Source organism: Streptomyces sp. NPDC057280, assembly GCF_042668605.1.
Lineage (GTDB): Bacteria > Actinomycetota > Actinomycetes > Streptomycetales > Streptomycetaceae > Streptomyces.
Genome location: NZ_JBHUYR010000001.1, coordinates 2091960 through 2105703, shown reverse-complemented (window position 1 = coordinate 2105703; position 13744 = coordinate 2091960). Strand labels below are relative to the sequence as shown.

Here is a 13744-nt window from a genome sequence, read left to right as displayed (position 1 = left end):
ATTCCCACAAGGGGCAGGGTGATGCCGCGAAGGGGCGTGGAACTGTCTCGAACTGCGGCTCCGCCGCCGGGCGCGACCAGCCACGACGGACCCGCAGCCACGAACGGCGCTCACCGGGACGGCGGCGCAGTGGACCCCCGAGGCGTCAGCACCGGAGTAGGCACGGGATGCGACTCGGCCCCATCCCCCATGATCACCCCGAACAAGGTCCGAGCCGCATCCGCCCCGAACCCGTGCACGTCATGACTCATCGCGGACAAGGTCGGATGGGTAAGCCGGCACAGCTGCGAGTCGTCCCACGCCAGCAAGGAAACATCGCCCGGCACCGACAACCCCATCTCCGCGGCCACCGACAGCCCCGCCACCGCCATGATGTCGTTGTCGTACACGATCGCCGTCGGCCGGTCGTCCGGCGCGGCCGTCAGCATCGACCGAGTCGCCCGCGCCCCCGCCTCCCCCGAGTAGTCGGTCGTCACCTGCCACGCCCCGGCCAGCCCCAACACCCTCGCCGCCTCAGCGAACGCAGTGCCCCGCGCCGCCGTGTGCCCGAGCGCCGCCGCCCCGCCCACCCGCGCGATCCGCCGATGCCCCAGCGCCGCCAGGTACCGCACCGCCTCCGTGACGGCCGTCGCGTCATCGGTCCACACCGACGTCAGCCCACCCGTGAGCGAGGGATGCCCTACGGCGACCACCGGCATCCCCAGCCGCCGGGCCGCCGCCACCCGCGGGTCGTCGGGCCGGAAGTCGACGAGGATCGCCCCGCCGATCTGCCGCCCCCGCCACCAGGTCTCCTGCAGTCCGACCTCTTCCTCGACGTTCCGCACGAGCCGCAGCAGCAGCGAGCACGCATGCTCGGTGAGGACGCTCTCCACCCCCGAGATGAACTCCATGTAGAACGGTTCGAGCCCGAGCAGCCGGGCGGGCCGGCAGATCGCCAGCCCCACGACGTCCACCCGCGACCCCGCCAGCGTCCGCGCGGTGAGGTTCGGCGCCCAGCCCAGCTCCCGCGCGGCCCGGAAGATCCGGTCCCGGGTCGCCTCGGACAGCCCCGGCTTGTGGTTGAAGGCGAGGGACACGGCACCCTTGGACACCCCGGCGCGCGCGGCGACGTCCTTGATGGTGACGCGGGAGGCCGGCTGGGCAGTCATCGTGAGGGCTCCAGGCAGTACAGGGCGGCGCGGGCGGCGTCCGCGTCGGGAGTCTTCCAGCCACTGACCCCGATGGTCACCCGTTCGCCGGGCAGCAGCGTCACGAGCCCCCGGTCGGCCCGCGCGTCCGGGTGCAGCCGGTCGGCTTGCAGCAGCAGATCCCGTAGGAGGCTACGAGCCCCGACCGTCACCGAGCCGTCCGGCGTGACCGTCACGTCGAACTCGGGCCGCGGATAGGGGATGTCGCGGTCAGGCGCGGGGAAATGCCACGCCCGCACCCCCTCCGCGTCCGCGACGAGGAACTCCTCGGGCCCGGCGGGCATCAGCTCCTCCGGTACGTCGAGACGCGCCACCGCCCGCGCCGCGGCGCCGAACTCCACCCCCGCCTCGCCGATCACCGCCCCCTCCACGGTCATCCGCCGCAACCGCGCCACCCCCGCCCACGCCTGCGCACCCTGATTGACGACGGCCAACACCCGCCCCTGCACCGTCAGCAGCCGATCGGCGTAGAGCCGCCGCAGCTCGTGATAGAGCGGCTTCTCCCGTCCGTCCCCGTCGATCGCCGCCCAACTCGTCACCGGCCAGCAGTCGTTGAGCTGCCAGACGACCGTGCCCGCACACACCGGCCAGTTCGCCCGCCAGTGCTCGATCCCGGTGGCCACGGCCCGCGCCTGGTTGACCTGGGTGAGATAGTGCCACCGGTCGAAGTCCCCCTCGGGGTACACGAAATGACGCTCCAGCCCGCGCCGCAGCTTCCCGTTCCCGTCGTCGGCCTTCTGGTGGTGCAGCATGCCGGGGGAGTCCGCCGCGAGCTCCTCACCCGGCAGCGCCCGCCGCAGCGTGGCATGGGCGGGCGGCGCCTGCCAGCCGAACTCGGCCATGAATCGCGGCACTTCACGCCGGTATGCGGCGTAGTCCTCCCGGTTCCACACCTCCCACGAGTGGCGCGTCCCGTGCGCCGGATCATTCGGGTGGTGATCCCACGACCCGGACCACGGACTGCCCGCCGTGTAGGGCCGCGTGGGGTCCAACTCGGCCACCACACGCGGCAGCAGGCCCAGGTAGTACGCCTCGCCCCACGACGCCCCGGCGAGCCGCTCCTCCCACCCCCAGTCCCGGAACCCCCATAGGTTCTCGTTGTTGCCGTTCCACAGCACGAGCGAGGGATGCGGCATCAGTCGTACGACGTTCTCCCGCGCCTCGGCCTCCACCTCGCCCCGCAGCGGCTGCTCCTCCGGATAGGCGGCGCACGCGAACGGGAAGTCCTGCCAGACCAGCAGCCCCAACTCGTCGCAGACGTCGTAGAAGTCGGTGCTCTCGTAGATCCCGCCGCCCCAGATCCTGACGAGATCCACGCCCGCGTCGGCGGCCTGGGTGAGCCGCTCCCGGTACCGCTCCCGGGTGATCCGGGACGGGAAGACGTCGTCCGGGATCCAGTTGACACCCCGCGCGAAGAGCCGCTCCCCGTTCACCACGAACGTGAACCCGGTGCCGTGCTCGTCCGCCGACCGGTCCAGCCCGACGCTGCGGAAGCCGACCCGCCGCCGCCAGACGTCCAACACCGAGTCGCCGTGCAGAAGCGTCAACTCGACGTCATACATGGGCTGTTCGCCGTACCCGCGCGGCCACCACAGGCGCGGGGAGGGCACTTCGAGCCGTACGACCCCTTGGGTGCCGTCGACCGCGGCGCGCACCCGCCCCCCGGCGACCGTCGCCTCGACGGTCAGCGGCGCCTCGGCCCGGGTCCGCTCCACCTCGACCGCCAACTCCACGACCCCTACGCCCTGTTCGACCGTCACCAGCGGCCGCACCCGGGCGATCCGGGCCGTCGACCACTGCTCGAGCCGCACCGGCCGCCACATCCCGGCCGTCACCAGCGTCGGCCCCCAGTCCCAGCCGAAGGAGCAGGCCATCTTGCGGACGTACTGGAAGGGCTCGTCATAGGCGGCGGGCCGCTCGCCTAGCGCGCTCCGCACCGCCTCGGCCTCGGCGTACGCCGACCGGAACCGGACCACCAGCCGCCCCGACAGCCCGGTCACGTCGAAGCGGTACGAGCGGTGCATGTTCCTCGTCCGCCCCAACACCCGCCCGTCCAGCAGGACTTCGGCGACGGTGTCCAGCCCCTCGAAGACGAGGTCGGTCTGCTCGTGGCCCGATCCGGTGCGCAGGTCGGTCTCGTAGGTCCAGTCCCGCCGCCCCACCCACGCGACCTCGGTCTCGTTCCGCCCGAGAAAAGGGTCCGGGATCACCCCGGCCGCCAGCAGGTCGGTGTGGACGCAGCCCGGCACCGAGGCGGGGAAGGCCTCCCCGTCGTGCCGCAGGATCCATCCCTCGGTGAGCGGTGTGGCCTGAAGCATGTACGCACTCCCTAAACCGATCAAGTCCAGTACGGGGAACACCTTTGGCATCGTTGGCGAGATACGGACTTTACCGGTTAAGAAAACGTTGTCAGAGTTCCGAACCAGCCAACCCCCCTCACCGGTAAGGCAACCCGAACGTGCTCGTCCGTCCCGCGAACGTCCCGAGAACGGAGCTGATGCACATGAACCGCCGTCACATCCTCGCCCTGGCCGCGGGATCGGCCCTGCTGGCCGCCGGCTGCACCGGCACCGCAGGCACCTCGAAAGGCGCCGACGCCGAAGCGCCCGACGACCCGGCCAAGGTCACCGGCACCATCAAGGTCCTCACCGTGCGCACCGACCTCGTGCAGGACGGCACGATGGGCCGGTACGCCGCCGAGTTCAACAAGACCTACCCGAAGGTCAAGGTCGAGTTCGAGGGCCTGACGAACTACGAGGCCGAGGTCAAGATCCGTATGAACACGGAGAACTACGGCGACGTCCTGATGATCCCCGGGGTCATCAAGAAGAGCGACTACCCCAAGTTCTTCGCCTCGCTCGGCACGGTCGCGGAACGCAGCGCGAAGTACCGGTTCACCGACTACACCGCGGTCGACGGCAAGGTCTACGGCCAGACCGCCGACGGTGTGATGCCCGGCTTCCTCTACAACAAGCGGGTCTGGCGGGAGGCCGGCGTCACCGACTGGCCCGCCACCCCGGACGAGTTCCTCGCGGACCTGAAGGCGATCAAGTCCAGGACCGACGCGACCCCGTACTACACCAACTTCGCCGCCGGCTGGCCCCTGACCTCCTGGACCTCCGTCAACGGCACGGTCCACTGCGACCCCCAGGCCACCACGAAGATCGCCGAGGGCGACCCCTGGGCCGCGGGCGCCGACCTGCGCGTCGGGGACACGCTCCTGTACGACATCGTCCACGAGGGCCTCGCGGAGAAGGACCCGACCACCTCCAACTGGGAAGCGTCCAAAGGGCAGTTGGCCAAGGGGCGGATCGCCACGCAGTGGCTCGGCACCTGGGCGATCATCCAGTTCAGGGACGCCGCGAAGAAGGCCGGGGCGGACCCCGACGACATCGGCTTCATGCCTTTCCCGGCCCAAACCGGCGGCAGGTTCTGCGCCACGGTCGGCCCGGACTACAACCAGGCCGTCAACGTCCACTCGAAGCACAAGGAAGCCGCCCGCGCCTGGCTCGACTGGTTCACCGACAAGTCCGGCTACGCCGACGACAACCTCGCCATCTCCCCGGTCAAGGACGCGCCGATGCCGACCGTCCTGAAGCCGTACGAGGAGCAGGGCGTCAAGCTCATCGAGCTGGACGACAGCAAGGGCGCCGAGGTCAAGGCGATCGACACCGAGTCCGAGGTCGGCATCAACACCCCTGACTACCGGCAGGAGTTGGTCGACCTGGCGCGCGGCGCCAAGAAGGGCTCGCTCGACGACTATCTGGAGGGTCTGGGCCAGAAGTGGACCGAGACCCAGAAGACCATGGGGTCCTGATGACGGACACCACCGCACGGCCGCCCGTCACGAAGGAGCCGGTGCCCGACAACCCGGTGCCGGCTCCGGCCCCCCGCCGGGCCCGCATGTGGCGCCACCTGACCCCCTGGATCTTCCTGATCGCCCCCCTCGCCCTCCTGATCACCTTCACCTACGCGCCGATCGTCAACATGATCGCGTACAGCTTCACCGACTGGGACGGTGTGAGCCCCGAGCTGCACTACACGGGCCTGGAGAACTACACCGAACTCTTCACCCGCCCCGAGCTGTTCGAGGTCTTCTTCGTCAGCGGCTACTACCTGGCCGCCTCCGCGATCCAGATCGTCGCGGCCCTCTACTTCGCCACCGTCCTGAGCTTCGACGTCCGCTTCCGGAACTTCTTCAAGGGCGTGCTGTTCTTCCCGTACCTGATCAACGGGGTGGCGATCGGCTTCGTCTTCCTCTACTTCTTCCAGGACGGCGGCACCCTCGACTCGGTCCTCGCCCTGTTCGGCCATCACTCCGACCACGCCTGGCTCGGCACCCCGTTCGCCGCCAACTCCTCGCTGGCCGCGGTCTCGATCTGGCGCTATCTGGGCCTGAACTTCGTCCTGTTCCTCGGCGCGATCCAGTCGATCCCGGGGGAGTTGTACGAGGCGGCCGAACTGGACGGGGCGAACCGCTGGCACCAGTTCCGCCACATCATCGCGCCGGGCATCAAGCCCGTGCTGACCCTGACGGTCATCCTCTCGGTGTCGGGCTCCCTGTCCGCCTTCGAGATCCCGTACATCATGACGGGCGGCGCGACCGGCACGGAGACCTTCGTGATCCAGACCGTGAAGCTCGCCTTCCAGTTCAACAAGACCGGCCTGGCCTCGGCCGCCGCCCTGGTCCTCCTGCTGATCATCCTGCTGGTGACCTGGCTCCAGCGCCGGCTCGTCCCCGACGACAAGGTGGACCTGGTATGACCCGCCGAGCCGTGGCCCGCACCCTCGTGTACGCGTCCCTGATCCTCGCGACCCTCGTCGTCCTGCTCCCGCTGGGCGTGGTCCTCCTGGCGTCGCTCAAGACGGAGCAGGAGATGACGGGCGGCAGCGGAGCCCTGACCCTCCCCGACGACCCGCTGAACTTCCACAACTACGTGACCGCGTTCCAGGACGGCCGGATGCTCCCGGCCTTCGGCCACACGGCCCTCATCCTGGTCTTCGCCATCGCCGGCACGGTCCTGATCGGTTCGATGACGGCGTACGCCATCGACCGCTTCACGTTCCGCTTCAGGAAACTGGTCGTGGCCCTGTTCCTGCTGGCGGCGCTGGTCCCCGGCGTCACGACCCAGGTCGCGACCTTCCAGATCGTCAACGGCTTCGGCATGTTCGACACGCTCTGGGCGCCCATCGCCCTCTCCATGGGCACCGACATCGTCTCGATCTACATCTTCCTGCAGTTCGTGCGCTCGATCCCGGTCTCGCTGGACGAATCGGCCCGCCTGGACGGCGCCAACGCCTTCACGATCTACCGAAAGATCATCTTCCCGCTCCTGAAACCGGCCATCGCCACGGTCGTGATCGTGAAGGGGATCACCGTCTACAACGACTTCTACATCCCGTTCCTCTACATGCCGTCCCAGGATCTTGGCGTGATCTCGACGTCCCTGTTCCGCTTCAAGGGCCCGTACGGCGCCCACTGGGAAACGATCTCGGCAGGAGCGATAGTCGTGATCCTGCCGACACTGATCGTCTTCCTGGCCTTGCAGCGCTACATCTACAACGGCTTCACAAAAGGCGCGACCAGGTAAAGGGCCTCTAGGGGCGCGGGGAACTGCGCGATCAACCACAACGGACCCGCAGCCGCCTCGCAACCGAACCCTTACGGCTTCTAGGCGGACAACGCACTCACCAGAACCGGCGCCACAAGCTCGACCTGCCACGGCCGGGCCCCATGCCCACTCAACGCATCCCCGACGGACTCAAGGTCCACCACCTTCGGCGGCTCCCAGCAAACCCGCCGCACCGTGTCCGGAGTGATCAGGTTCTCCTGAGGCATGTTGAGCCGCTCGGCCAACGCCGAGACTCCCGCACGAGCCGCAGACAACCGAGCCGCGGCCGCGGGATCCTTGTCGGCCCACGCGCGCGGCGGCGGGGGCCCCGTCACCGGCTGCCCAGGCGCAGGCAACTGCGCCTCGGGCAGCGCCTTGGCGCGATCCACGGCCGCCTGCCACTGCTCCAGCTGCCGCCGCCCCATCCGCTGCCCGAACCCGTTCAGCCCGGTCAGCACGTGCACATTGGCCGGAAGCGACAGCGCGGCCTCCACGATCGCCGCGTCGGACAGCACCTTGCCCGGCGACACGTCCCGCCGCTGCGCGATCCGGTCCCGGGTCTGCCACAGCTCCCGCACGACGGCCAGCTGCCGACGCCGCCGCACCTTGTGCATCCCGGACGTGCGCCGCCAGGGGTCCTTGCGCGGCTCGGCGGGCGGCGCGGCCGCGATCGCGGCGAACTCCTGCCGCGCCCACTCCAGCTTCCTCTGCCGGTCCAGCTCCTTCTCCAGCGCGTCCCGCAGATCGACCAGGAGCTCCACGTCCAGCGCGGCGTAGCGCAGCCACGGCTCGGGCAGCGGCCGGGTCGACCAGTCGACGGCGGAGTGGCCCTTCTCCAGTACGAAGCCCAGGACGCCCTCGACCATCGCGCCGAGCCCGACCCGGGGGAACCCGGCGAGCCGTCCGGCCAGCTCGGTGTCGAACAACGATGTCGGAACCATGCCTATCTCGCGGAGACAGGGCAGGTCCTGGGTGGCGGCGTGCAGCACCCACTCCACACCGGAGAGCGCCTCGCCGAGCCCGGACAGGTCGGGGCAGGCCACGGGGTCGATCAGGGCGCTGCCGGCGCCTTCGCGGCGCAGCTGGACGAGGTAGGCCCGCTGTCCGTAGCGGTAGCCGGAGGCGCGCTCGGCGTCGACGGCGACGGGGCCGGTGCCGGCGGCGAACGCGGCGATCATCTCGGCGAGCGCGGTCTCGTCCGCGATCACGGGCGGGATGCCTTCACGCGGTTCCAGTAGCGGAACGGCCTCAGGGTTCGGCGCCCCCGTAACAGAAGATCCGCCGTCGTCCGGAGGGGCGCCTCCGGTGGTTCGCAGTGAGCTGTCTGCTGCGGTGTCTTGGGCGTCGGTCACCTGTCAAGGGTATCTGTGGATGGACAGCGCCCGCCGACGGAACGTTCCGTCGACGGGCGCCTGAGGGTCGTAAACCAGTCAGTACGGTGAAAGCTCTGGTTCACGTCCTTGAACGAGGAGGGCGGGGATCCCTCGATGTGATCTTCGGTGGGAGGCTCAGTGGATTCTCAGTGGATGATGCCGGTGCGCAGGGCCACCGCCACCATTCCGGCACGGTCGCCCGTGCCGAGCTTGCGGGCGATGCGGGCGAGGTGGCTCTTGACGGTCAGTGCGGACAGGCCCATCGAGACGCCGATGGCCTTGTTCGACTGGCCCTCCGCCACCAGCCGCAGTACCTCGACCTCACGGCCGGACAGCTCGCGGTAGCCGCCCGGGTGGCTCGGGGCACCCGGGGGGCGGCGGTGCATCCCGGCGGCGCGGGAACCGATGGGGGCGGCACCGGGTCGGGTGGGGAGCCCGACGTTGGTGCGGGTGCCGGTGACGACGTAGCCCTTCACTCCGCCCGCGAGGGCGTTGCGGACGGCGCCGATGTCGTCGGCGGCGGACAGGGCGAGGCCGTTGGGCCAGCCTGCCGCGCGGGTCTCCGACAGGAGGGTCAGGCCGGAGCCGTCGGGCAGGTGGACGTCGGCGACACAGATGTCGCGGGGGTTGCCGATGCGGGGACGAGCCTCCGCGACGGACGAGGCCTCGATGACATCGCGCACACCGAGCGCCCACAGGTGGCGGGTGACGGTGGAGCGGACGCGCGGGTCGGCCACGACCACCATCGCGGTGGGCTTGTTCGGGCGGTAGGCGACCAGGCTTGCGGGCTGCTCGAGAAGAACGGACACCAGGCCTCCTGGAGTGCGGGGACGACTTGGAAGGTCACAGTCGTCTTCGGCACCGGATCACGAGTCCTTTAGAGAATGATCACGATCTAGTGAGTAACAATTGGTGCAATTCGGACGTGTGGTCGATCGTTCGGTGAACGAATCGGTTCGTTCGAGGGATCACTCTCGACTGAAAGTGGCCGTATCGACAAAGTGACGACAAAATTCCTGCGCCCGAAAAGGTGACACCGAGGGGAAACGTCAGCGTGACTGCGGACCGCGCCGCTGCGGCAGCGTCACCACCGACGCGTCGCCCGGCCCGGCCGGCGGCAGCCCCGCGACCTGCGCGAGCAGATCGCACCAGGCCGCCAGATGACCCGCGGTGTCCGGCACCCCGCCCAGCCCCTCGCGGGGCGTCCAGGAGGCGCGGATCTCGATCTGCGAGGCCGCCGGGCGCTCGGCGAGACCGCCGAAGTAGTGGGAGCCGGCCCGGGTGACCGTGCCGCTCGGCTCCCCGCACGCGAGACCGCGCGCCTGGAGCGCACCGGTCAGCCACGACCAGCACACCTCGGGCAGCAGCGGGTCGGCCGCCATCTCCGGCTCCAGCTCCGCGCGCACCAGCGTGACCAGCCGGAACGCACCCCGCCAGGCGTCGTGCCCGTCCGGGTCGTGCAGCAGCACCAGCCGGCCGTCCGCCAGGTCCTGGTCGCCGTCGACGACCGTCGCCTCCAGCGCGTACGCGAACGGCGCGAGCCGCTGCGGGGCGCGCGTCGGCTCCACCTCGATCTGCGGCCTGAGCCGCGCGGCCCTCAGCGCGTCGACGGCGGCCCGGAAGGGCAACGGCGCCTCGCTGCTCGTATCCCGGTCCCCCTCCTTCGCGTCGTCCATTCCGCCAGTGCCGTCCGACAGTCGTCCTTGAGCCGCAGCCATGCCGGAAGGTTAAGGGGAAGCGGGGCCCGGTGCGGGCCTAGACACCCGGACAACGGGCGCCACGTCACCGGGGAACCGGCACCGACGCCGGGCACCGGGCACTCGGGACGCCGTGCGAAACTTGCCGACGTGAGTGCTAACCAGACGCCGCCGTCCGCCACGTACGAATCCGCCTTCCTCAAGGCCTGCCGGCGCGAGCCCGTGCCGCACACGCCGGTGTGGTTCATGCGGCAGGCCGGGCGCTCACTGCCGGAGTACCGCAAGGTCCGCGAGGGCGTCCCGATGCTCGAGTCCTGCATGCGGCCCGAGCTGGTCACCGAGATCACCCTCCAGCCCGTGCGGCGGCACGGCGTGGACGCGGCGATCTACTTCAGCGACATCGTCGTCCCGCTGAAGGCCATCGGCATCGACCTCGACATCAAGCCCGGCGTCGGCCCGGTCGTCGAGAAGCCGATCCGCACCCGCGCCGACCTGGCCCAGCTGCGCGACCTCACCCCCGAGGACGTCTCCTACGTCACCGAGGCCATCGGCCTGCTGACCGCCGAGCTCGGCACCACCCCCCTCATCGGATTCGCGGGCGCGCCTTTCACCCTCGCGAGTTACCTCGTCGAGGGCGGCCCGTCGCGCACGTACGAGAACGCCAAGGCGATGATGTACGGCGACCCGGAGCTCTGGGCCGACCTGCTGGACCGGCTCGCCGACATCACGGCCGCGTTCCTGAAGGTGCAGATCGAGGCGGGCGCCTCCGCGGTGCAGCTCTTCGACTCCTGGGCCGGCGCGCTCGCCCCCGTCGACTACCGCCGCTCGGTGATGGCCGCCTCCGCGAAGGTGCTCGACGCCGTCTCCGGATACGGCGTCCCGCGCATCCACTTCGGCGTCGGCACCGGCGAGCTGCTGGGTCTCATGGGCGAGGCCGGCGCGGATGTCGTCGGCGTCGACTACCGGGTGTCGCTGGACGAGGCCGCCCGCCGCGTCGGCCCCGGCAAGGCGCTCCAGGGCAACCTCGACCCGACCGTCCTGTTCGCCGGCACCGAGGCCGTCGAGGCCAAGACCCACGAGGTCCTTCAGACGGCGAAGGGCCTGGAGGGCCACGTCTTCAACCTCGGCCACGGCGTCATGCCGTCCACCGACCCGGACGCGCTGACCCGGCTCGTGGAGTACGTCCACACGCAGACGGCCCGCTGACCTACCAGGTGTGCCGGGGCCGCGCCTTCCTGCCGAACAGCAGACCGCGCGGTTCCGGCGGCGGGGTCGTGCCCGCCTTCAGCGGCCAGGCCAGCAGCATGCCGACGAGGAAGCCCACGACGTGCGCCGCGTACGCCACCGTGCCCGCCTCGGAGACGCCCTCGCCGGACGAGTAGACGGCCTGCAGCGCGAACCAGAAGCCCAGCACCAGCCAGGCCGGCAGCCTGAGCGGCAGGAAGACCAGGAACGGGACCAGCACCCACACCCTGGCCTTCGGATAGAGCACCAGATAGGCGCCCAGCACCCCGGCGATGGCGCCGGACGCGCCGATCAGCGGGTCGGCGGAGTCGGCGTTGAGGAACGCGAAGCCGTACGACGCCGCGTAGCCGCAGACGACGTAGAACAGCGCGAAGCGCACATGGCCCATGCGGTCCTCGACGTTGTTGCCGAAGATCAGCAGGAACAGCATGTTGCCCAGCAGGTGCAGCCAGCCGCCGTGCAGGAACATCGCGGTGAACACGGACAGGAACGGGGACTTGTCGTAGCCCGGCGGCCCGACGACGCAGCCCCTGCCGCCCGGACCCACCTCGCCGGTGGGCACCAGCCGGGGCAGCTGATGGTGGATCAGCTCCTGCGGTACCGCCGCGTAGTGGTCCAGGAAGGCCTGGAGATGACAGAGCTGGGACAGGCTGCTGTCGCCCGCCACGGAGCCGGCCAGGCCGGGCGTGTACAGGAAGACCAGCACGTTCGCGGCGATGAGTGCGTACGTCACCACAGGGGTGCGGCGCACCGGGTTCACGTCATGGACGGGGATGACCACAAGGAAGTAGTGCCCGCGATGCGCTCCGCGAATCGATGAACGCCCGCACGCGCGCGTGCGTATGACTTCGCAACTGCCCGCGGCACGGGGAAGGCGGGTCGCGGGGTCAACGTGAGGAACAGGCGATGAACGACCGAGTTACTCCTCCGATCCACGCCCTGCCCGACGGCGAGGCCGAGGTCGCCGTGGTGCTGAGACTGCCCTGGGAAGACGTGGCCCGGCTGGGCCAGGACGCGGGGCGGCTCGCCACGCAGATGCAGCGGCCGGTGACGCTGGACGAGGCGGTGAGCCACCGGCTGCGGTCCACCCGGCCCGCGGCCCACGCGAAACCGGCGGGGGAGCAGCCGGCCGCGGTGCCCGCCCCGAGCGCCTCCGTCTCCTCCCTGCCGGCCCGGCCGCCCGCCGAGCAGACCCGCCAGGCCATCGAACGCATCAACGGATCGGCGTAGCCGTCACGCGGCCCGCACCGCGGCAGCGGCCTTGCGGGCCGCCACCAGCACCGGGTCCCACACGGGGCTGAACGGCGGGGCGTAGCCCAGGTCCAGGGCCGTCATCTGCTCCACCGTCATCCCGGCCGTGAGCGCCACCGCCGCGATGTCCACCCGCTTGCCCGCGCCCTCCCTCCCGACGATCTGCACCCCGAGCAGCCGCCCCGTGCGGCGCTCGGCGAGCATCTTCACCGTCATGGGGGAGGCGCCGGGGTAGTAGCCCGCGCGGGACGTGGACTCGATGGTCACCGCCTCGTACTGGAGGCCCGCCCTGCGCGCGTCCTTCTCGCGCAGGCCGGTACGGGCGATCTCCAGGTCGCAGACCTTGCTCACCGCCGTGCCGACCACGCCCGGGAAGGTGGCGTAACCGCCGCCCACGTTCGCGCCGATCACCTGGCCGTGCTTGTTGGCGTGCGTGCCGAGCGCGATGTGGCGCTCCTGGCCGGAGACCAGGTCGAGGACCTCCACGCAGTCGCCGCCGGCCCAGATGTTCTCGTGCCCGCGCACCCGCAGGGCCAGGTCGGTCAGCAGCCCGTCGTGCCGGCCCACGGGCAGTCCCGCCGCCTTGGCCAGCGAGGTCTCCGGGCGCACCCCGATCCCCAGCACCACCACGTCCGCCGGATACTCGGCGTCCTCCGTGGCCACCGCCCGCACCCGGCCGTCCTCACCGGTGAGGATCTTGGTGACCGTGGCGTCGTTGACCATGGTGATGCCCAGGCCCTCCATCGCCTCGTGCACCAGGCGGCCCATGTCCGCATCGAGCGTCGACATCGGCTCGCTGCCCCGGTTGACGACGGTCACCTCGTAGCCGCGGTTGATGAGCGCCTCGGCCATCTCGACGCCGATGTACCCGGCGCCGACCACCACCGCCCTGCGGCCACGCGTGCGTGCCAGCGTGTCGAGCAGCGCCTGACCGTCGTCCAGAGTCTGCACCCCATGGACACCGGGTGCGTCGCCGCCCGGCATCTCCGGGCGGATCGGGCGGGCGCCGGTCGCGATCACGAGTTTGTCGTACGACGTCCAGGACTCGGCCCCCGAATCGACGTCACGCGCGCGGACCCGCTGCCCGGCCACGTCGATCTCCGTGACCTCCGTCCGCAGGCGCAGGTCGATGCCCCGCGCGCGGTGCTCCTCCGGAGTACGGGCGATCAGCTGGTCCCGCTCCTCGACGTCGCCGCCCACCCAGTACGGGATGCCGCACGCCGAGTAGGACGTGAAGTGACCGCGCTCGAACGCCACGATCTCCAGTGCGTCGGGCCCCTTCAGCCGGCGGGCCTGGGACGCCGCGGACATCCCCGCGGCGTCACCGCCGATCACGACCAGTCGTTCGCTCGCAGTGCTCATGTTCATGCGAACACGCT

At 70.5% G+C, this 13744-nt stretch carries 12 protein-coding genes; 5 read left to right on the top strand and 7 right to left on the bottom strand.

What is annotated here, in order from left to right; all coding sequences use genetic code 11:
* Window positions 1–110: 110 nt before the first annotated feature.
* A complete protein-coding gene (locus ACFUO4_RS09530; RefSeq protein ID WP_383481750.1) occupies window positions 111–1148 on the bottom strand; it encodes a LacI family DNA-binding transcriptional regulator in 1038 nt (345 codons plus the stop codon).
* A complete protein-coding gene (locus ACFUO4_RS09525) occupies window positions 1145–3505 on the bottom strand; it encodes a glycoside hydrolase family 2 protein (protein ID WP_383481747.1) in 2361 nt (786 codons plus the stop codon). Before ACFUO4_RS09525 ends, ACFUO4_RS09530 begins: the two co-directional genes overlap by 4 nt.
* 185 nt (window positions 3506–3690) lie before the next feature.
* Here ACFUO4_RS09525 and ACFUO4_RS09520 point away from each other — a divergent pair, with 185 nt between their 5' ends.
* Genes ACFUO4_RS09520 through ACFUO4_RS09510 form a run of 3 tightly spaced genes read left to right on the top strand, consistent with a single transcriptional unit; the run spans window position 3691 to window position 6778 of the window.
* Complete coding sequence (locus ACFUO4_RS09520; protein WP_383481744.1) at window positions 3691–5004, top strand: extracellular solute-binding protein; 1314 nt, start codon at window positions 3691–3693, stop codon at window positions 5002–5004.
* Window positions 5004–5951 carry a carbohydrate ABC transporter permease gene (locus ACFUO4_RS09515; protein WP_383481741.1) on the top strand — a complete coding sequence of 316 codons (948 nt, stop codon included), beginning with the start codon at window positions 5004–5006 and terminating at the stop codon, window positions 5949–5951. Before ACFUO4_RS09520 ends, ACFUO4_RS09515 begins: the two co-directional genes overlap by 1 nt.
* Window positions 5948–6778: a carbohydrate ABC transporter permease gene (locus ACFUO4_RS09510; RefSeq protein WP_383481739.1), complete on the top strand. Its 831-nt coding sequence runs from the start codon at window positions 5948–5950 to the stop codon at window positions 6776–6778. Before ACFUO4_RS09515 ends, ACFUO4_RS09510 begins: the two co-directional genes overlap by 4 nt.
* Before the next feature lie 80 nt (window positions 6779–6858).
* Here the strand turns inward: ACFUO4_RS09510 and ACFUO4_RS09505 are convergent, their stop codons facing one another.
* The 3 genes from ACFUO4_RS09505 to ACFUO4_RS09495 all read right to left on the bottom strand — a co-directional run bounded on the left by ACFUO4_RS09505 (window position 6859) and on the right by ACFUO4_RS09495 (window position 9848).
* Complete coding sequence (locus tag ACFUO4_RS09505; protein ID WP_383481736.1) at window positions 6859–8151, bottom strand: ribonuclease D; 1293 nt, start codon at window positions 8149–8151, stop codon at window positions 6859–6861.
* Between the two features lie 167 nt (window positions 8152–8318).
* Window positions 8319–8981: a response regulator transcription factor gene (locus tag ACFUO4_RS09500; RefSeq protein WP_059195623.1), complete on the bottom strand. Its 663-nt coding sequence runs from the start codon at window positions 8979–8981 to the stop codon at window positions 8319–8321.
* 240 nt (window positions 8982–9221) lie between these two features.
* Entirely contained in the window at window positions 9222–9848 is a 627-nt protein-coding gene (locus tag ACFUO4_RS09495) for a DUF3000 domain-containing protein (protein ID WP_079309789.1), read from the bottom strand.
* A 171-nt stretch (window positions 9849–10019) separates the two neighbouring features.
* Between ACFUO4_RS09495 and hemE the strand changes: the two genes are divergently transcribed.
* The gene (hemE, locus tag ACFUO4_RS09490; protein ID WP_383481732.1) at window positions 10020–11075 is read left to right on the top strand and encodes a uroporphyrinogen decarboxylase; all 1056 of its coding nucleotides are present in this window, start codon (window positions 10020–10022) and stop codon (window positions 11073–11075) included.
* 1 nt (window position 11076) lies between these two features.
* Here hemE and ACFUO4_RS09485 read toward each other — a convergent pair whose 3' ends face one another.
* Entirely contained in the window at window positions 11077–11895 is an 819-nt protein-coding gene (locus ACFUO4_RS09485) for a rhomboid family intramembrane serine protease (RefSeq protein WP_383481729.1), read from the bottom strand.
* A 125-nt stretch (window positions 11896–12020) separates the two neighbouring features.
* On the opposite strand from ACFUO4_RS09485, the gene ACFUO4_RS09480 reads away from it, so the two are divergent.
* On the top strand, window positions 12021–12344 hold the full coding sequence (locus tag ACFUO4_RS09480; RefSeq protein ID WP_179143411.1) for a hypothetical protein: 324 nt from the start codon (window positions 12021–12023) through the stop codon (window positions 12342–12344).
* Window positions 12345–12347: 3 nt separating this feature from the next.
* Here ACFUO4_RS09480 and ACFUO4_RS09475 read toward each other — a convergent pair whose 3' ends face one another.
* Entirely contained in the window at window positions 12348–13733 is a 1386-nt protein-coding gene (locus ACFUO4_RS09475; protein ID WP_383481725.1) for an FAD-dependent oxidoreductase, read from the bottom strand.
* Window positions 13734–13744 lie beyond the last annotated feature (11 nt).

Bases quoted from the DNA above. Each gene is read 5' to 3' on its own strand.
- ACFUO4_RS09530 (WP_383481750.1), bottom strand. From the start codon at position 1,148: ATGACTGCCCAGCCGGCCTCCCGCGTCACCATCAAGGACGTCGCCGCG.
- ACFUO4_RS09525 (WP_383481747.1), bottom strand. From the start codon at position 3,505: ATGCTTCAGGCCACACCGCTCACCGAGGGATGGATCCTGCGGCACGAC.
- ACFUO4_RS09520 (WP_383481744.1), top strand. From the start codon at position 3,691: ATGAACCGCCGTCACATCCTCGCCCTGGCCGCGGGATCGGCCCTGCTG.
- ACFUO4_RS09515 (WP_383481741.1), top strand. From the start codon at position 5,004: ATGACGGACACCACCGCACGGCCGCCCGTCACGAAGGAGCCGGTGCCC.
- ACFUO4_RS09510 (WP_383481739.1), top strand. From the start codon at position 5,948: ATGACCCGCCGAGCCGTGGCCCGCACCCTCGTGTACGCGTCCCTGATC.
- ACFUO4_RS09495 (WP_079309789.1), bottom strand. From the start codon at position 9,848: ATGGACGACGCGAAGGAGGGGGACCGGGATACGAGCAGCGAGGCGCCG.
- ACFUO4_RS09480 (WP_179143411.1), top strand. From the start codon at position 12,021: ATGAACGACCGAGTTACTCCTCCGATCCACGCCCTGCCCGACGGCGAG.
- ACFUO4_RS09475 (WP_383481725.1), bottom strand. From the start codon at position 13,733: ATGAACATGAGCACTGCGAGCGAACGACTGGTCGTGATCGGCGGTGAC.